The 18,713-nt window shown below is 70.4% G+C and carries 13 protein-coding genes; 4 read left to right on the top strand and 9 right to left on the bottom strand.

Annotation, left to right across the window (positions count from 1 at the left end; genetic code table 11):
* Positions 1 to 63 precede the first annotated feature (63 nt).
* The 6 genes from ACF1B9_RS01395 to ACF1B9_RS01370 form a co-directional block, all read right to left on the bottom strand.
* The gene (locus ACF1B9_RS01395) at positions 64 to 1,770 is read right to left on the bottom strand and encodes a carbohydrate-binding module family 20 domain-containing protein (protein ID WP_391741952.1); all 1,707 of its coding nucleotides are present in this window, start codon (positions 1,768 to 1,770) and stop codon (positions 64 to 66) included.
* A gap of 436 nt (positions 1,771 to 2,206) precedes the next feature.
* Positions 2,207 to 3,319, bottom strand: a complete 1,113-nt coding sequence (locus ACF1B9_RS01390; RefSeq protein WP_376282307.1) for a LacI family DNA-binding transcriptional regulator — start codon at positions 3,317 to 3,319, stop codon at positions 2,207 to 2,209.
* A complete protein-coding gene (locus ACF1B9_RS01385) occupies positions 3,304 to 5,007 on the bottom strand; it encodes a glycoside hydrolase family 13 protein (protein ID WP_391741955.1) in 1,704 nt (567 codons plus the stop codon). Before ACF1B9_RS01385 ends, ACF1B9_RS01390 begins: the two co-directional genes overlap by 16 nt.
* Before the next feature lie 181 nt (positions 5,008 to 5,188).
* Entirely contained in the window at positions 5,189 to 6,082 is an 894-nt protein-coding gene (locus ACF1B9_RS01380; RefSeq protein WP_391741957.1) for a sugar ABC transporter permease, read from the bottom strand.
* Positions 6,079 to 7,095, bottom strand: coding sequence for a carbohydrate ABC transporter permease (locus ACF1B9_RS01375; RefSeq protein WP_391741959.1), 1,017 nt, complete (start codon positions 7,093 to 7,095; stop codon positions 6,079 to 6,081). The genes ACF1B9_RS01380 and ACF1B9_RS01375 overlap by 4 nt, the downstream gene beginning before the upstream one ends.
* A 19-nt stretch (positions 7,096 to 7,114) precedes the next feature.
* Positions 7,115 to 8,389 (bottom strand): extracellular solute-binding protein, encoded by a 1,275-nt coding sequence (locus ACF1B9_RS01370; protein ID WP_391741960.1) that lies wholly within the window; start codon positions 8,387 to 8,389, stop codon positions 7,115 to 7,117.
* 357 nt (positions 8,390 to 8,746) lie between these two features.
* Here ACF1B9_RS01370 and ACF1B9_RS01365 point away from each other — a divergent pair, with 357 nt between their 5' ends.
* Together ACF1B9_RS01365 and ACF1B9_RS01360 are read left to right on the top strand one after the other, a co-directional pair.
* Positions 8,747 to 9,814, top strand: a complete 1,068-nt coding sequence (locus tag ACF1B9_RS01365; RefSeq protein WP_351086479.1) for a LacI family DNA-binding transcriptional regulator — start codon at positions 8,747 to 8,749, stop codon at positions 9,812 to 9,814.
* A gap of 167 nt (positions 9,815 to 9,981) precedes the next feature.
* Positions 9,982 to 10,878, top strand: coding sequence for a phosphatase PAP2 family protein (locus ACF1B9_RS01360; RefSeq protein WP_391742278.1), 897 nt, complete (start codon positions 9,982 to 9,984; stop codon positions 10,876 to 10,878).
* Between the two features lie 85 nt (positions 10,879 to 10,963).
* Here ACF1B9_RS01360 and ACF1B9_RS01355 read toward each other — a convergent pair whose 3' ends face one another.
* Positions 10,964 to 12,562, bottom strand: a complete 1,599-nt coding sequence (locus ACF1B9_RS01355) for an amidohydrolase (protein WP_391741963.1) — start codon at positions 12,560 to 12,562, stop codon at positions 10,964 to 10,966.
* 11 nt (positions 12,563 to 12,573) lie between these two features.
* The gene (locus ACF1B9_RS01350) at positions 12,574 to 14,052 is read right to left on the bottom strand and encodes an APC family permease (RefSeq protein ID WP_391741964.1); all 1,479 of its coding nucleotides are present in this window, start codon (positions 14,050 to 14,052) and stop codon (positions 12,574 to 12,576) included.
* Between the two features lie 150 nt (positions 14,053 to 14,202).
* On the opposite strand from ACF1B9_RS01350, the gene ACF1B9_RS01345 reads away from it, so the two are divergent.
* A complete protein-coding gene (locus ACF1B9_RS01345) occupies positions 14,203 to 14,832 on the top strand; it encodes a TetR/AcrR family transcriptional regulator C-terminal domain-containing protein (RefSeq protein WP_391741965.1) in 630 nt (209 codons plus the stop codon).
* A 51-nt stretch (positions 14,833 to 14,883) separates the two neighbouring features.
* Here ACF1B9_RS01345 and ACF1B9_RS01340 read toward each other — a convergent pair whose 3' ends face one another.
* Complete coding sequence (locus tag ACF1B9_RS01340) at positions 14,884 to 17,874, bottom strand: bifunctional [glutamine synthetase] adenylyltransferase/[glutamine synthetase]-adenylyl-L-tyrosine phosphorylase (protein ID WP_391741966.1); 2,991 nt, start codon at positions 17,872 to 17,874, stop codon at positions 14,884 to 14,886.
* A 295-nt stretch (positions 17,875 to 18,169) separates the two neighbouring features.
* Here ACF1B9_RS01340 and ACF1B9_RS01335 point away from each other — a divergent pair, with 295 nt between their 5' ends.
* Complete coding sequence (locus tag ACF1B9_RS01335) at positions 18,170 to 18,682, top strand: pyridoxamine 5'-phosphate oxidase family protein (protein ID WP_391741967.1); 513 nt, start codon at positions 18,170 to 18,172, stop codon at positions 18,680 to 18,682.
* Positions 18,683 to 18,713 lie beyond the last annotated feature (31 nt).

The following is an 18,713-nucleotide window of genomic DNA, read 5'->3' as shown; positions in this document are numbered from 1 at the left end:
CAGCCGGTCCGGGGCGCCGAGGACGGGCCCCGGACCGGTCATCGACGTCAGGTGCGCCAGACGTCAGCTGCGCCAGACGTCGCCCGTCAGCGTCGCCCTGCCGGACGACGGCACGGTCGCGGTGCGGTTCGCGCCGCTCTCCCAGGTGACGTTGCCGCTCGCGTCCTTGCGGAGGTACTTGTACTCGAACGAGGTTCCCGCGGGCATGTCCACATCGAGCTTCCAGACCGGGTACGTCGCCGGGTCGAGCTTCAGCGCGCTGCCGGTGTTCCAGTTGCCGAGCGCAGACCGGTTGCCGGTGACGTAGATGTTCTGGCCGAGCTGCGTGGTGGCGTTGACGCCGAAGGAGGCGCCGGAGGTGCCGGTACCGGGGTCCGTGGTGCCGCCGCCCGCGCAGGTACGGGCGTTGGCCTGCAGTGCGACGGCTGTGTCGGCGCCGAGCGTCGCGGTGAACCGGCCCGAGCCGTCGACCGTGACGCCCTTGCCGGACTGGATGTCGCAGTAGTCGCCGGCGGGCAGCGACGTCTGGAACGTACGGGTCAGCGAGGATCCCTCGTGGTTGATCGCGACATACGCCTTGGAGCCGCGGCCGAACGCGATCTGGTCGCCGCCGTTGTCCCACCAGTCGGTGACCGACTCGCCGCGGGCGGTGTTGCGGAAGCCCACCATGGAGGAGATCTCGCGCCAGGCGTGCTGGCACTTCCAGCCGTCGCTGTAACAGGCGTTCACCGTGCCGCCGCCGGGCGGACCGGCGTCCTTGTCGGACCACTCGTAGCCGGAGTGGACGTCGGGCGAGCCGTACGGCCAGGCCAGCATGAAGACACTGGCGAGGGTGTACTTGGCGCCGTCCTTGTAGTTCAGCGTGTCGCCGCCGCGCTCGGTGTCGTGGTTGTCGACGAAGACCGCGGCCTTCGACGAGGGCATGAAGCCCCAGCCCTCGCCGAAGTTCTTCAGGTGGGCGAGGTTCTCGTTGTTGAAGACCTGCTTGAGGCCGCGGGCGTACCGGAACTCCTGGACGTCCCCGGTGCCGGTGTACTCGTCGGGCGAGACGGCCTCGCCCGCCCCGTGGATCGCCTCCTGCTTCCAGTAGGCGTTCGGGTTGCTCAGCCGCGACTTGATGTTGGCGAGGTCGGCGGCGGGCATGTGCTTGGCGGCGTCGATACGGAAGCCGTCGACGCCGAGGGAGAGGAGGTCGTCGAGGTATCGGGCGATCCTCCCGCGGACGTACTCCTCACCGGTGTCCAGATCGGCGAGGCCGACGAGTTCACAGTTCTGGACGTCGGCCCGGTCCTGGTAGTTGCTGATCTGCGCCGTGCAGTCGTCCATGTCGGGCGCGGAGTACACACCGGGGTAGTTGTACTTGGTGTACGAGGATCCGCCGGTGCCGGTGCCCGAGCCCGCCGTCATGTGGTTGATGACGGAGTCGGCGACGACCTTGACTCCCGCGCCGTGGCAGGTACTGATCATGTTGGCGAAGGAGGCGCGGTCGCCGAGCCGGCCGGCGATCTTGTAGCTGACCGGTTGGTACGAGGTCCACCACTGGCTGCCCTGGATGTGCTCCTGGGGCGGCGAGACCTGTACGTAGCCGTAGCCGGCCGGACCGAGGGAGTCCGTGCAGGCCTTGGCCACGGAGTCGAACTTCCACTCGAAGAGGACGGCTGTGACGTCCGTGTCGCCCGGCGTGGACGCCTGGGCGGTCGTGGTGGGGGCCACCAGGGCGGCGGCGCCCGCTGTCAGAGCGAGCGCCGCGGACAGTGGTCTGCGTGCCATGCTTCCTCCTGCTGTGGGGGAAATGCGGGTGACGGTGCAGCCTCACGTGGCAACGCGCCCTGCCCTCAAGGCTCCTGAAGGTTCTTGCTGCAAGCATGCAAACCTTGCTGCGACCGAGACCGTACGATCCTGTCCGGCCGCGGTCAACCCTTTGGACACCGCCCGCTCACATCCGCGAAATACAGCAGTTTTCTTACTGCAAGGCCTTACGCAAAACATTGCAACGCTGTTACGTTTCTCCCGACTCCGGTCCGGTCGGCCGGGGGTTCCGGCGACCCCGGACCCCACGCGCCCGGCCGGCCGGGCCGGTCACGGGAGGCACCCGGAGTCGCTCACTCCCCGCCGGCCCGTTCAGGGCCGACTCCCGGTGCCTCTCCTGTACACCCGGATCCCGTACACCCGGATCCCGTACACCCGGACGCCTCCGGGCCGGGCCTCAGAGGCCGCGGACCGCCGCGGTGGATCCCCGTACCACCAGCTCCGGCTGGAACACGTACTCCGTGCGCTGCACGGGGCTGCCGCCGATCTCCTCCAGCAGGGCGCTCACCGCGGCCGCCGCCATGGCCTGTACGGGCTGACGCACCGTCGTCAGCGGCGGATCGGTGAACGCGATCAGCTGCGAGTCGTCGAAGCCCACCACCGACACGTCGCGCGGCACGTCGAGCCCGCGCTCCCGCGCCGCACGCACCACGCCCAGCGCCATCAGATCACTGCCGCAGACGATGCCCGTGCACCCCAGGTCGAGCAGCGCACCGGCCGCGACCTGGCCGCCCTCGACACCGAACAGCGCGGAACAGACCAGGAGTTCGGCCTCGGCGCGATCCAGGCCCAGCAGGTTCACGGCGGCCTCGACGAAGCCCTCCCGCTTGCGACGGGACGGCACGTAGCGCTGTGGTCCGACGGCCAGGCCGACCCTGCGGTGGCCGAGTTCGGCGAGGTGTCCGACGGCCATCCTCACGGCGGCGGAGTCGTCGGGCGAGACGAACGGGGCACTGATCCGTTCGTTGTAGCCGTTGATCAGGACGAACGGTACGCCGCGTTCGGTGAGCGCGGCGTACCGTGCGGGGTCGGTCGACAGGTCGGCGTGCAGCCCGGAGAGGAAGACGATCCCGCCCACGCCGCGTTCGACGAGCTGCTCGACGAGCTCGTCCTCGGTGGCGCCGCCGGGGGTCTGGGTGCAGAGCACCGGCGTGTAGCCGTGCCCGGCCAGTACCTGTTCGACGGACTGCGCGAAGGCCGGGAAGATCGGGTTGGTGAGTTCGGGCGTCACCAGTCCGATCAGCCCGGCGCTGCGCTGCCGCAGCCGTACGGGGCGTTCGTAGCCGAGGATGTCCAGCGCCGCGAGCACCCGCTGACGCGTGGTGTCCGCGACGCCCGGCTTCCCGTTGAGCACCCGGCTGACGGTCGCCTCGCTGACCGCCGCCTGGCCGGCGATGTCCGAGAGTCTCGGCGCACCGCCGGTTCCAGGGCCCTTCTTCCGGAGGTTGCCGGGCTCGGCCCGATCCGGAGGAGAGGCCCTGGGCAGGGGAACCGTCACACCGTCCACCACACCGTGGTGTCCGCGGGCAGCTCGATCTCGGCGCCGTCGGTGACGACGGGGGTGCTGGACAGCAGGACGGTGCCGCGCACGGGGATGCGCACCGGGCGGGCCGTCGTGTTGATGGTGCAGACGAAGCCGGGGCGGGCGAAGATCAGCAGCCCCTCGGGGGCCTGGAGCCACTCCACCCCGGTCCCGGCGCCGAGCCCCGGGTGCTCCCGGCGCGCGGCGATCGCGGCCCGGTACAGCTCCAGCGTGGAACCGGCGTCACCCGTCTGCGCCTCGACACTCAGCTCGCCCCAGCCGTCGGGCTGGGGCAGCCAGCTGCCGCCGCTGCCGAAGCCGTAACTGCTGCCGTCGCGGGTCCACGGGATCGGGACGCGGCAGCCGTCGCGGAAGCCGTCCTGGCCCTCCGCACGGAAGAACGACGGGTCCTGGCGGGCCTCGTCGGGCAGGTCGGTGACATCCGGCAGGCCGAGCTCCTCGCCCTGGTAGACGTACGCCGAGCCGGGCAGCGCCAGCATCAGCAGGGTGGCGGCGCGGGCGCGGCGCAGGCCCAGCTCACGATCGCCGGCGTTACGGATCTGGGTGCCGAGGCCGGGCGGGTTGGCGAACCGGGTGGTGTGCCGGGTCACGTCGTGGTTGGACAGCACCCAGGTGGTGGGGGCGCCGACCGGCCGCATGGCGTCGAGCGAGCTGTCGATGACCTTGCGCAGCTCGGCGGCGTCCCAGGCGGTGGACAGGTACTGGAAGTTGAACGCCTGATGCATCTCGTCGGGGCGCACGTAGTTGGCGGTGCGCTCGACGGTCGGGGTCCAGGCCTCTGCGACGAGGATGCGTTCCGACGCAGGCCCTCCGGGCCCCCTCTTCGCGGGGTACTCGTCGAGGATGGTGCGCCAGGAGCGGTAGATCTCGTGGACCCCGTCCTGGTCGAAGAACGGCATGACGTCGTTGCCGAGCAGCTTCAGCTGGTCGTGGGTGCCGAGGTCGGGCAGGCCCTCGGCCTTGACGAGGCCGTGGGCGACGTCGACCCGGAAGCCGTCGACGCCCATGTCGAGCCAGAAGCGCAGGATCGAGCGGAACTCGTCGGCGACGGCCGGGTGTTCCCAGTTGAAGTCGGGCTGCTCGGGCGCGAACAGGTGGAGGTACCAGTCGCCCGGCGTGCCGTCCGGGTTCGTGGTCCGCGTCCAGGCGGGGCCGCCGAAGATGGACTCCCAGTCGTTGGGCGGGAGTTCGCCGTCCTCGCCCCTGCCGGGGCGGAAGTGGTAGCGCTCGCGCAGCGCGGAGCCGGGGCCCTCGGCGAGGGCGCGCTTGAACCACTCGTGCTGGTCGGAGGAGTGGTTGGGCACCAGGTCCACGATGATCCGCAGGCCCAGGTCGTGGGCGTCCCGGATCAGCGCGTCGGCGTCCAGCAGGGTGCCGAACATGGGGTCGATGGCACGGTAGTCGGCGACGTCGTAACCCGCGTCTGCCTGCGGGGACGCGTAGAACGGGCTGAGCCAGACCGCGTCCACACCGAGGTCCTTGAGGTGCTGGAGTCTGCCGCGTACGCCTGCGAGATCGCCCATGCCGTCGCCGTTGCCGTCGGCGAAGCTCCGCGGATAGACCTGGTAGATCACCGCGTCCTGCCACCAGCCGGTCTGGTGGGCCGGAGCGTCGGCGGACGTGCCGGTGGAGGGGGCAGCGAGGTGCTGGGTCATGTCGTCCCTGGGGTGTCTGGGGTGGGGAGCGTCGCCGGACCGGGTCGGGATTCCGGCGATCACCCCGGCACGGGGTCGGCCCGTGCCGGGGGCGTGGTCGGTTGCGGTGGGGAAGGTGTTTCCCCGAGGTGCCGGCGGACGCCGTGACTTGGTGCGTGCGGGTCGTACGGGGCGGGCCGCGTCAGCCCTTGACAGCTCCGGCGGACATGCCGGTGACCAGATGGCGCTGGGCGAAGAGGAAGACGAGGGCCGCGGGTATCGCGATCAGCACGGACGCGGCGGTCATCGCTCCCCACTGGGCTCCGTACTGGTTGACGAAGAGCTGCAGTCCGCCCGCGAGGGTGAGGTTGTCCTCGCCGACCATGAAGGCGGAGGCGTACGCCACTTCGCCCCACGCGGTGATGAAGGAGTAGAACGCGGTGACGGCGAGGCCGGGCTTGGCGAGCGGCAGGATGAGCCGCCAGAACGTACCGAACGGGGTGAGGCCGTCGACCTGGCCCGACTCGTCGATCTCGCGCGGAATGGTGTCGAAGAAGCCCTTCATCATCCAGGCGCAGAACGGCACCGAGATGGTGAGGTAGGTGATGACGAGGCCGGCGGGCTGATTCAGCAGCCCCATGCCGGCCATGATGTTGTAGATCGGCACGATGAGGACGGCGACCGGGAACATCTGGGTGATCAGCAGCGTCCACATCAGCCCGCGCTTGCCCGGGAAGCGGAAGCGGCTGACGGCGTAGCCGGTGGAGGCGGAGACGATGACGCCGAGAAGTGTGGTGAGCCCCGCGATGAGCAGGGAGTTGCCGAACCAGGTCAGGAACTTCGTGTTCTGGATCAGGTTCGTGTAATTCTCGAACGTCGTCTCTTTGAAGAAGTCCGTGGTGGTCGCGTACGCGGCGGGCTTCAGCGAGGTGAGCAGGACCCACAGCACGGGGAAGACGGCGATCACGGACGCGGCGATCAGCGTGAGGTGCAGCGCGACGGAGGCGATCGGCGAACGCTCCCCGCGCAGCCGGACCTTGCGCACGGAGCGCCGTGCGGGCGTCGCCGGGGCGGTGGTTGCGGGGGCGGTGGTCACCAGTCGTCTCCCTGGGTGCGCAGGACTCGCCGGTAGACGGCGGCGAAGATCAGCAGGAGTACGAGGATCAGTACGCCCCAGGTGGAGGACTGCGCGAAGTCGCGCGGGCTGATCTCGAAGGAGAACTTGTACGCCTGGGTGACCAGGATCTGGGTGGCCTCACCGGGTCCGCCGCGGGTCAGCAGGAAGATCACCGGGAACATGTTGAAGGTCCAGATGGTGGAGAGCAGGATCACCGTGGTGGAGACCGGCCGCAGTCCGGGCAGCGTGATGTGGCGGAACCGCTGCCAGGCGGTGGCGCCGTCCATCTCCGCGGCCTCGTAGTGCTCGCTGGGGATCGACTGCAGTCCGCCGAGCAGGGCGACCATCATGAACGGCACGCCGAGCCAGACGTTGACGGCGATGACGGAGAACTTCGCCCAGGTGGGGTCGTTCAGCCACGGGACGGCGTCGATCCCGCCGCCGGAGAGGATCTTGTTGAGCAGCCCGCGGTCCTCGTTGTAGAGGAAGCGCCAGGCGAAGACGGAGACGAAGCCGGGGATGGCCCAGGGCAGGATCAGCGCCATCCGGTACGCGGAGCGCCCGGCGATCCGGCGATTGAGGATGTTGGCGAGAGCCATGCCGAGGGAGAAGGTGATGGCCACGCAGGAGACCGTCCACACCAGGGTCCAGCCGAGCGTGCCGAGGAACTGGTCGCCCGTGAGCGCCTCGGTGTAGTTGTCCAGACCCACGAACTTGTACGTGGCGGGCGAGTGGTTGACCCCGATGGACCGGGCGACGTTGCGCTCGTTGGCGTCGGTCATCGACAGGTAGATGCCGCGGACCAGCGGATAGCCGATGATCACGCCGATCACGACGACGACCGGGGCGACCATGGTCCACGCGTACCAGTGGGTCGACAGGGCCCGCCGGAGCCTGCTCGGCGGCGGGGGGTTGCCAGTACCGCGGCTCCGGCCGCGGGCGACGTCGTCGCCCGCGGCCTTCGCCACCGACTGGCTGGTGTGGACAGCCATCAGCCGGCCTGCCTTCCTGTTACTTCCAGCCCTTGAGGAGCTTGCGGTAGGAGTCGCCGGTCGTCTTGACGGCCTTCTCCGGCGTGGTCTGGCCGGTGAGGACCTTGGTGTACTCGGTGACGAGCGGCGCGAAGAGGCTGCCGGTCTCCGGGATCCAGGGGCGCTCGACGGCGGTCTCGACGACGGGCTTGAAGAAGCCGACGATCTCGTTGTCGACGACGTCCTGCTTGGCGTAGGCGGAGGTACGGGTCGGCAGGAGGCTCAGCTCCTTGGTGACCTTGGCCTGGGTGTCCGCGGACGTCATGTAGTCGACGAACGCGTAGGAGGCGTCGAGGTTCTTGGAGCCCGCGTAGACGGCCAGGTTGTGCCCGCCCTGCGGGGCGCCCTGCGCGGCGGAACCGGCCGGGACCGGGGCGATGCCCAGGTTGGCCTTGTCCTTGAACTCCTTGCCGGCGTAGGTGTCGGCGACGGCCCACGGGCCGTTGATCATCATGGCGACCTTGCCGTCCTTGAAGGACGTCTGCATGTTCTCCCAGCCGTCCGTGGCATCGGTCTTGGCCGCACCGGAGTCGACGAGGTCCTTGACGACCTTCATCGCCTTGACGCCCTCGGGGTTGTCGATGGTGACGGACTTGGTGGAGGCGTCGACCATGTCGCCGCCCTCGCCGTAGAGGAAGGAGAGGAACCAGTACGCGTCGTCGCCGCGCAGGTACATGCCGGTCTTGCCGGTCTTCTCCTTGATTTTCTTGGAGACGGTCTTCAGCTCGTCGAGGGTCTTGGGGACCTCGACGCCGGCCTCCTTGAAGATCTTCTTGTTGTAGAAGATGCCCATGGAGTCGATGACCTGCGGCACCGCGTACGTCTTGCCGTTGTACTTGGTGGACGCGGCGGCCTGCTTCAGGAAGTCGTCCGGGTTCTTCAGCGCGGCGGTGCCGTCGAGCGGGGCCAGGTAGTCGAGGTCCGCGAACTCGGGGGTCCAGGCGACCTCGGAGCGGATGACGTCGGGAGCGTCGGAGCCGGACTGGGCCGCGTTCTTGAACTTGTTCTGCGCGTCGCCGAAGGGCACGTTGACGTACTTGACGTGGACCTTCGGGTGCTGCTTGGTGAAGTCCTCGGCGATCTTCTTGAAGACCTTGTCCTCGCTGCCCACGGTGGAGGTGTCCCACCACGTCACCGTGCCGGAGAGCTCGCCCGAGCTCTTGCTCGTGCCGTCGGACTCGCTGTCGCTGCCGCAGGCGGTCGCCGCGAGCGCCAGGGCCGCGACCAGGGCGGTGGCCGTTATGCCACGTCGCATCTGAACTCCTTCAACTGCCGTACCGCTCCGTCGCGGCGCCGGGTCGACGTGAACGTAACAAGGATGAAAGAACGCCGAAAGAGTTTGCGGAAGATTTCTGCAAGCTTCGACGATCGTTACATTCGCGTGTCCTCACGGTTGCCGTCAAGCCTCTTGACGGGAGCAGTCGATCCCTGACAGAGGCAGGCCACAGCCCGTGAACCCGTGGTGCGACGATCTGACCGCAGTCGGCAAACCGGGCCCGCAAGGCTTTGCAAGAAGTTGCCGCGGCGCCCTCCCGGACCGGCGGTCGGTTGCGGCCGCCCGATTCCTGCGGATGGTGGGCAATCCGACATACGCCCGGTACAGTCCACTTCCATGACCGCACGGCTTGCCGATATCGCAACTCAGGCGGGGGTCAGCGAAGCGACGGTCAGCCGCGTACTGAACGGCAAGCCCGGTGTTGCAGCGGCCACCCGTGAATCCGTTCTCGCCGCGCTCGACGTTCTCGGCTACGAACGGCCGGTACGGCTGCGCAGGCGCAGCGCGGGGCTGGTCGGGCTGATCACGCCCGAGCTGGAGAACCCCATCTTCCCGGCGCTGGCCCAGGTCATCGGCCAGGCGCTGACCCGGCAGGGCTACACCCCGGTGCTGGCCACCCAGACCCCCGGCGGCTCCACCGAGGACGAGCTGACCGAGATGCTGGTCGACCGCGGCGTCTCGGGCATCATCTTCGTCTCCGGGCTGCACGCCGACACCTCGGCCGATATGCAGCGCTACGAGCAACTGCGCGCCCAGGGCGTCCCGTTCGTCCTGGTCAACGGCTTCTCCCCCAAGGTGCAGGCGCCGTTCATCTCACCGGACGACCGGGCCGCCATGCGGCTCGCGGTGACGCATCTGGTGTCGCTGGGCCATCAGCGGATCGGCCTGGCGGTCGGGCCCAAGCGGTTCGTGCCGGTCCTGCGCAAGATCGAGGGCTTCCGTTCCACCGTGCAGGAGCAGTTGAACCTCGCTCCGGACGCGGTGGAGGAGCTGATCCAGCACTCGCTGTTCACCCTGGAGGGTGGTCAGGCCGCCGCGTCGGCGCTGATGGAGCGGGGCTGCACGGCGGTGGTGTGCGCGAGCGACATGATGGCGCTCGGTGCGATCAGGGCGGCCCGGCGGCTGTCGCTGGAGGTACCGCGTGATCTGTCGGTGGTCGGCTTCGACGACTCGCCGCTCATAGCGTTCACCGATCCGCCGCTCACCACGATCCGTCAGCCGGTGACGGCGATGGGCCAGGCCGCCGTCCGCACCCTCCTTGAGGAGATCGGCGGGACACCCGCTCCGCACAGCGAGTTCGTCTTCATGCCGGAGCTGGTCGTTCGCGGCTCAACGGCCGCAGGCCCCGGACCCGCTCCGACCGCCGCGGCCGGAACCGTTCCAGGATCGCACGCCCGCTCCTAGCCCGCAGTCCGGGCGCGGACTCCCTGGTTCCGGCGGTCAGATGTGCGGCCCGTTCCCGAGCGGCGGATGATCGGGCGGGAGGAACATTTCTGGCAGACTCTGTGCCTATGGGTGAATTGAGTGTGACGTCACAGGAAGGCCCGTCGGAGGCCACCCCGTCACCCATCGTGGACGAGGCGGCCCCTGCGGCTCACGCGAAGCGGAACGCCAGGCGGCGCGACAGCGGCCTGGCGAGACTGCGTTCCCTGCGATGCCCTCGCCGGCCGCGCATCTGGTTCGAAATCCTGCTCGTCGCGGCCAGTTACTGGGTGTACTCGCTGGTGCGCAACGCCGTCCCGGAGCAGAAGGCCGAGGCTCTGCGCAACGCCGACCGGATCTGGTCGGTCGAGACCTCTCTGGGCATCGCCGTGGAACAGACCGTCAACCACGCGGTGAATTCCGTGACATGGCTGATCGTGTCGATGAACTACTACTACGCGACGCTGCACTTCGTCGTCACCGTCTGCGTGCTGGTGTGGCTGTTCCATCGTCACCCCGGCCGGTACGCGGCGGCCCGGCTGGCCCTGTTCGCGACCACGGCCGTGGCGTTGCTCGGTTACTACCTGTTTCCACTGGCACCGCCCCGCCTGATGAACGGCGGCCATTTCATCGACACCGTCCTGGCCCATCACACCTGGGGTTCGATGGCCTCGGGCAATTTCAAGAACATGTCGAACCAGTACGCGGCCATGCCCTCGATGCACATCGGCTGGTCGCTCTGGTGCGGCCTTACCGTCTTCGCGCTGGTCTCCGCCCCCTGGGCCCGCGTCCTGGGTCTGCTCTACCCGGCGGTCACCCTGCTCGTGATCGTGTCGACGGCCAACCACTTCTGGCTGGACGCGCTGGGCGGCATGACGTGTCTGGTCCTCGGTTACGCGGTCGCACACGCCTGGCACGGCTCGCTGCCGCACCATCTCCCCAAACGGGTGCCGCCGACACGGGGGAGGCTGCGGCCGGCCGGCCTGTCCACGGGCACGTCGGTCCGGACGTCGCGTCCGACGGCGGACGCGACGGTGCGCCGCTGAAGCACCGGCCGGCCGGCCCGAGGACCGAGGCCGGTACGGAGACCATCGGGGAGCAGGCGCCCGGCGGGCCCGCTCCCCCACCGCCTCACCCCCGGTGCACCACACGCCCCCCGCACACCGTGAGCCGCACCGGCGCCTCCCCCAGCTCGTCCGCCGGGGCGGCCACCGGGTCCACCCCGAGCGCCGTCAGGTCGGCCCGGTACCCCACGGCGATGCGCCCCGCGACCCCCTGCTCCCCGGCGGCGACCGCCGCGTGCGAGGTGCAGCCCTCCAGCGCCATCAGCCCGGTCAGCGCCTGCTCGGCGGTGACCGGTTCGGTGTCGTACGCCCCGGGCAGCCGGCGCAGCCGGGCCGTGGCCAGCACCTGCCGTACGTCGTAATGGGCGATCGGCCAGTCCGAGCCCAGTGCCAGGTACGCCCCGGCGTCCCGCAGGTCCCGGCAGCGCCAGGCCTGCCCGGCCCGCTCGTCGCCGAGCCGCTTCGACCACTCGTCGGTGTGGTCGGCACGCGTGTACGCGGTGTGTGTGGGCTGCATGGAGGCGATCACCCCCAGTGAGGCGAACCTGGCCGCCAGACCGTTCGGCACGGTCTCGATGTGCTCGACGCGGTGGCGGAGCCGGCCGCTCTCCCCCAGCGCCTGAACCGTGTCCAGCACATGCCGGACGGCCGCGTCCCCGATGGCGTGCGTGGCGGTCCTCACCCCGGCACGGTGCAGATGGTGCACGGCCGCGGTGTACGCCGCCGGGTCCGGCCAGAACGCCTCGGTGCCCTCCCCGTGGCAGTCGGCATGCTCCAGCCACGCGGTTCCGCCCTCGACGGTGCCGTCCATGAAGAACTTCACGCCGCCGACCCGCCAGAGCCGGCCTGCCTCGCTCTGCACCCGTACCAACTCGTCCAGGGCTTCCTTGTCGGCTCCCGGCATGCACCAGGGGGCCAGCCGGAGCCGTACCGGCAGATCCGTCCGCTCCTCCACGCCGGCCAGCAGCTCGGGTACGGAACCGTCGCCGAGGTCCATCACATGGGCCCCGGTGAGGCCGGTGGCGGCCATTTCGGAGAGGAGTTCCACGAGCCGGCCGCGGCGCTCGGCGGACGAGGGCCTGGGCAGCCGTTCGGCGACCAGATCCATCGCGGCGTGCTCGACGAGATGGCCGGTGGGACGCCCGTCGGGGTCGCACACGACGGCGGAGCGCTGGGCGAAGGCGCGGGTGCCCGTGATTCCGGCGCGTTCCAGGGCCGCGCCGCTGACCAGCGCGGAGTGTCCGTCGTAGAGCCGGATGAAGGCGGGGGCGCCGCCGACGGCGTCTTCGATGAGGGCACGGTCGACGGGCCGGCCGCCGAAGGCGTTGTGGTCCAGCCCCCAGGCGATGACCCAGCCCTCGGTCCGTTCGGCCCCGGCGAGTGCGGCGCGCAGCTGGTCGAGGTCGCGGACGGCGGTGAGGTCGGCGCCGTTGGCCATCTCCAGACCCCAGACGGGGTGGCTGTGCGCGTCGACCAGGCCTGGCGTGAGGGTGGCCCCCGCCAGGTCGATGCGCTCGGTGCCGGTACCGCGCCACTCGCGCAGCCCGGCCTCGTCGCCGACGGCGGCGATCACCCCGTCCCTGACCGCCACGGCGGTGGCCTCGGGCCGGGCCGGGTCGAGGGTGCGGACATGGGCTCCGGTGAGGAGGAGATCGGCTGCGGGCACGGTGGGACTCCTTAGACGGTGAGGGAGGCGGGCGTGGTGGGGTCGGGGTCGGTCGCGGCCCCGTCCTCTCCCGGCGGCGACGGCTCGGCCGCGAACCGGGCGTACACCTCGGGTCTGGTGCGCTTCAGCCGGTACGCGAGTCCGAGCCCGATCAGGAAGACCGCGGGCACCAGCGAGACGAGCACGACGTTCACACCGGTCGAGGCCCCGGAGAACAGGTCGACGTTGTCCGTGACCAGCACGATCGCGGCGGCGAGCAGTACGGTCGCGACAACCGGCGCGACGACGGTGCGGAGCCTGCCCTCGCTGTGGTCGAACCGCCGGAAGTAGAGCGGCACGGCGATCGCGGCGAGCAGTTGCAGCGCCATCAGGCCGATCATTCCCGGGGTGTTGACCCAGAGCAGCAGTTGCGCGTACGGGTCGGCGCCGGCCGCCGCGAAGCCGATGACGATCACGGCGCCGAGCACGGACTGGGCCACGCCGGCCACGTACGGGGAACGGTGCCGGGGGTGGACGCGGCCGAGGGCGGCGGGCAGCACCCCCTCCTCGGCGAGCGCGAGCCCGTAGCGGTTGATGGCGTTGTGGAAGGCCAGCAGCGAGGCGAGCACGCTGGTGACGATGAGGATGTGCATCAGGTCCGCGGCCCAGCCGCCGACGTAGTGGGTGATCGCGGAGAAGAACAGCCCGCCCGGGTCGGTGGCGGCGGCCTTGACGACCTGGGCGTCGCCGAAGGCCTGGATGACGGTCCAGACGATGAACGAGTAGAAGAGCCCGAGGAACGCGACGGCGATGTAGGTGGCGCGCGGCACGGTACGGTCCGGGTTCCGCGCCTCGCGCCGGTAGATCACCGTGGACTCGAACCCGGTGAACGCGGCGAAGGCGCAGGCCAGTACGGCTGCCATGCCCGGTACGAAGACATGGCCGGCCGTGAACGAGGCGAGCGAGATCCCGTCGGCTCCGCCGTCCAGCAGCACACCGCCCGCGAGCAGCACGAGGATGCCGGTCTCGGCGACGAGCAGCACCCCGAGGACCTTGGCGCCGAAGTCGATGGAGCGGAAGCCTCCGTACCAGATGAGCAGCAGCCCGGCCAGGGAGACCGGCAACCAGGGGATGTCGATGCCCCACAGGGCCTGGGCCGTGTCGGCGGTGGCCGAGCCGAGGAGCCCGTAGACGCCGATCTCCATGCCGTTGTAGCCGAGCATCGCCAGCAGGGCGGCGGCGATGCCGAGGGGGCGGCCCATCCCTCGGGTGATGTACGCGTAGAACGCGCCTGCGCTGCGGACATGGCGGCTCATCGTGGTGAACCCGACCGCGAAGACCGCGAGGGTGATGCCCGCCAGCAGATAGCCGACGGGGGCGCCGATGCCGCCGAGCAGGATGGCGATGGGGGCGACCCCGGCCATCACCGTGAGCGGTGCGGCGGCCGAGACGACGAAGAAGGCGATGTCGGCGGTGCCGAGGGTGCCTCTCCTGAGGGTGAGCGCGGACATACGAAAGGAAGCCCTTCTGCGACTGGCGGGGCAGGGACCGGGAACCAGAAACCTAAAGGCTTTCGGTTTTGGCAATGTAGCCTCGCCCATGGGCATCCGGGAAGACCTTTCAGCAGACTTGCCCGCAGGCATACGTCAGGAGAACGGCACATGGGACGGCCGCGCACGCCGCTGCTCGACCGGGAGCGCATCACCGCCACGGCGCTCGAACTCATCGATGAGCAGGGCGAGTTCAGCGTCCCGCAGATAGCCCGGCGACTCGGGGTACAGACCGGGTCGGTCTACCACCATGTGGACGGAAGAGGCGGAGTCGTCGAGCTCGTCCGGGAGCGCGTCTGTTCGGCGATCGACTCCGCGACCCTCGACGTGGAGCCGTGGGACGCGGCGATGACGGCCTGGGCCCGTTCCTACCGTGCCGCGTTCGCCGCCCACCCGCAGGCGATCCCGCTGCTGACCACGTCACCGGTGCGCGCCCCGAAGGTCCTGGAACAGTACGAGCGCGCGGTACGGCTGCTGCTGGGCGTCGGCTTCGCCATGGCCGAGGTGATGACGGTGATCACCGCCCTGGAGAACCTGGTCCTCGGCTCCGCGCTGGATCTGGCGGCGCCGGAGACGATGTGGGAACTGCCGGACGACAGCACGACACCCCGCCTCGCCGAGGCGCTGGCCGCGGTGGGGACGGGCCGGGCGGACGCGGCGTTCGAACTGGCGCTGGGGGCCTTCATCGGGCACTGCCGCGCGCTGCTGGACGAGGACGCGTCGAGCCCGTCCGCCGACTGAGCACCGGGCCTTCCCGGGGCGCGGCCTTCGAAAGCCCCGCGCAGTACCCCCTCACGCCCCGTAGAACCGCTCCTCCACCACCGCCCGCGCCCGTCGCGTGATCCGCCGGTAGTCGTCCAGCATGTCCCCGACATGCCCAGGCTCATACCCCAGATACCGCCCCACCGCGGTGAGTTCACGTGGTCCGGACGGAAACGTGTCGCCCGGCCGCCCCCGTACCAGCATCACCGCGTTGCGGACGCGCGTCGCCAGCACCCAGGCCTCGTCCAGCGTCTGCGCGTCCTCGACCGGGATCAGCTCCGCCGCGCACGCCGCGGCCAGCGCCTCGCGGGTGCGCGTCGTGCGCAGCCCCGGTTCCACCCAGCCGTGCTGCATCTGCATCAGCTGGACCGTCCACTCGACGTCGCTCAGCCCGCCGCGCCCCAGCTTGGTGTGGAGCGTCGGGTCCGCGCCGCGCGGCAGCCGTTCGGACTCCATCCGGGCCTTCAGGCGGCGGATCTCGCGGATCGCGTCCTCCCCGAGACCCTCCATCGGGTAGCGCAGCGGATCGATCAACTCGATGAACCCACGGCCGAGTTCCTCGTCGCCCGCCACCGGTTCGGCGCGCAGCAGCGCCTGACTCTCCCAGACCAGCGACCAGCGCCGGTAGTAGGCCTCGTACGAACGCAGCGTACGCACCAGGGGTCCGTTCTTGCCCTCCGGCCGCAGATCCGCGTCGATGATCAACGGCGGGTCGGCGGTGGGCAGTTGCAGCAGTCTCCGCACCTCGGCGACCACCGCGTTCGCGGCCTGCGCCGCCTCGTGCTCGTCCACGCCCTCGCGCGGTGAGTGGACGAACAGCACATCGGCGTCGGAGCCGTATCCGAGCTCGTGCCCGCCGAATCGGCCCACGCCGATGACGGCGAACCGAGTGGGGAGGGTGTCCCCCCACCGTTCGCGCACGGCGGCGCGCAGGGCGCCCGCGATCGTGACGGCGTTCAGATCGGTGACGGCACTGCCGACCCGGTCGACGAGGGCCCCGGGATCCTCCTCGGCGGGGCGCTCCTCCGTACCGTACGAGCCGATGAGGTCCGCGGCCGTGGTCCGGAACAGCTCCCGCCGCCGCACTCCGCGCACCACGGCGACGGCGGATTCGGCATCCTCCGCTCGCCCCACCGCGGCCAGCACCTCCTGTTCCAGGTGCCCCCGGCTGCGCGGCTTCAGTCCCTGCGGATCGCCGAGCAGCGCCACCGCCTCGGGGGCGCGCAGCAACAGGTCGGGGGCGAGCCGGCCGGCCGACAGCACCCGGGCGAGATTCTCGGCGGCCGCGCCCTCGTCCCGCAGCAGCCGCAGGTACCAGGGGGTCTTGCCGAGCGCGTCGGACACCTTGCGGAAGCCCAGCAGTCCGGCGTCCGGGTCGGCGGAGTCCGCGAACCAGCCGAGCAGCACGGGCAGCAGGGTGCGCTGGATGGCGGCCTTGCGGGAGACCCCGGACGACAGCGCCTCCAGGTGCCGCAGCGCGGCGGCCGGGTCGGCGTATCCGAGGGCTTCGAGCCGGTGCCCGGCCGCCTGGGCACTGAGCCGGGTCTCGCCGGGCGCGAGCTGGGCGACGGCATCGAGCAGCGGCCGGTAGAACAGCTTCTCGTGCAGCCGCCGCACCACGGAGGCGTGCCGCTTCCAGGCCTGGTTGAGCTCGGTGATCGGGTCCGTGCGCATCCCCAGGGAGCGCCCGAGCCGTCGCAGATCCCGCTCGTCCTCCGGGACCAGATGGGTACGGCGCAGCCGGTAGAGCTGGATCCGGTGCTCCAAGGCGCGCAGGAAGCGGTACGCGTCGTCCAGTTGCGTGGCGTCCACGCGTCCCACGTAGCCGCCCGCGGCGAGCGCCCGAAGCGCCTCCAGGGTGGAGCCGCTGCGCAGCGTGGCGTCGCTGCGGCCGTGCACCAACTGGAGCAGCTGTACGGCGAATTCGACGTCCCGCAGCCCGCCGGGACCGAGCTTGATCTCGCGGTCGACGCGGTCGGCGGGGATGTTGTCGACGACGCGTCGGCGCATCTTCTGCACGTCGGCGACGAAGTTCTCGCGGTCCGCGGCCTGCCATACGAGCGGCGAGACGGCCTCGACGTACTCCGCGCCCAGTTCGGGATCGCCGGCCACCGGCCGGGCCTTGAGGAGCGCCTGGAACTCCCAGGTCTTGGCCCAGCGCTGGTAGTACGCGAGATGCGAGGACAACGTCCGGACGAGGGGCCCGTTGCGGCCCTCGGGGCGGAGGTTGGCGTCGACGGGCCAGATGGTGCCCTCGACGGTCGTGTCGGAGCAGATCCGCATCATGTGTGCGGCCAGCCGGGTGGCGGCCTGCACGGCCGCGCTCTCCTCGACGCCGTCGGCCGGTTCCATGACGAAGATGACGTCGACATCGGAGACATAGTTCAGCTCGTGCCCGCCGCACTTGCCCATCGCGATGACGGCGAGCCGGCACAGGGCGGCGTCGCCGGGTGCGGCCGTTCGGGCGATGGCGAGCGCCGCCCGCAGGGTCGCCGTGGCCAGATCGGCCAGTTCGGCGGCGGCCTCGGCGACGTCCGTCGTACCGCACACGTCGCGGGCCGCTATGGCCAGCAGGCACCGGCGGTAGGCGACGCGCAGCGAGTCGGGGTCATCGGCTCCGGCGAGCTCCTGCTCGAATTCGTGCACCCCGGGGTGCAGGTCGGTGGCCTCGTAGGTGACGAGCGCGTGCCAGTCGCGGGGGTGGCGGGCCAGATGGTCGCCGAGCGCCTCGGACGCCCCGAGCACTCCGAGCAGCCGGTCCCGCAGCGGTTTGGCGGTGACGAGGGTGTCCAGCAGGATCTGCCGCTCGTCCGGCTCCTCGGACTCCACCAGCCGGACGACCCCGCGCAGCGCCAGATCGGGGTCCGCGGTGGCACCGAGGGCGTCGAGCAGCACCGGATCGGAGCGTACGGACGACAGCACGGGCAGATCGAGGAGGCGCTCGGCGGCCGAGGGGTCGGTGAATCCGTGCCGCAGCAGTCGGGTGAACGTACTGCTCCTGCGTCCCGGCACCGTCGTCATTCCACGCTCTCCTGCTCGCCGCCCACACACCATCCAGCATTCCGAGCCTAAGGGCTGTCCCGTGATCCTTGGCGGGCGCACGACGACAGCTACGGCACCTCGCCCCATTGTCGGACCATCCGAATACATCCGGTATGCGGATGCCCCTCCGCCTTGCGAGGCACCGCATCCGACGCCGCGCGCCGGCCAGCAGGGATTACAGGACAGTCTTTTGTCCCGCGCCGATGAATCCGGAGCAGGTGCACGGTCCACACTTCGCAGACAGAATGCTTCAAGAACCCGACCGGAGGCCCGCATGTCCACATTCGAACCCGTCGCCGAGCTGGATGCCCGCTACAGCGCCGAGGGGGCGACAGCGGGCTCGTGGCCGGCGGCGGAGTCACTGCTGACCAGGGCGGAGATCTACTGGCTGAGCACGGTCCGGCCGGACGGCCGCCCGCATGTCACCCCGCTCATCGGGGTGTGGTCACAGGGCGCGCTGTACTTCAGCACGGGGGCGTCGGAACGCAAGGGCCTGAATCTGGCCGCCAACCCGGAGGTGGTGCTGACGACCGGTGACAACACCCTTTCGGAGGGGGTCGACGTGGTGGTCGAGGGCCGGGCGGAGCGGGTGACGGACGAGGACCGGCTGAACGGGCTGGCCACGGCCTGGGAGTCGAAGTACGGCCCGCAGTGGCACTTCGACGTCCAGGACGGCACGTTCCGGCACGCGGGCCACGAGGCGCTGGTGTTCGAGGTGTCGCCGCGTACGGTCTTCGGCTTCGGCAAGGGCGCCCTGTTCAGCCAGACGCGGTGGCGGTTCGCCTGAACAACCGGGGCCTCATGTCGACACCCGTGTC

Origin of the sequence: Streptomyces sp. NPDC014727 (assembly GCF_043083485.1) — a bacterium.
GTDB lineage: Bacteria > Actinomycetota > Actinomycetes > Streptomycetales > Streptomycetaceae > Streptomyces.
This window is presented reverse-complemented; position numbering and strand designations above follow the sequence as displayed.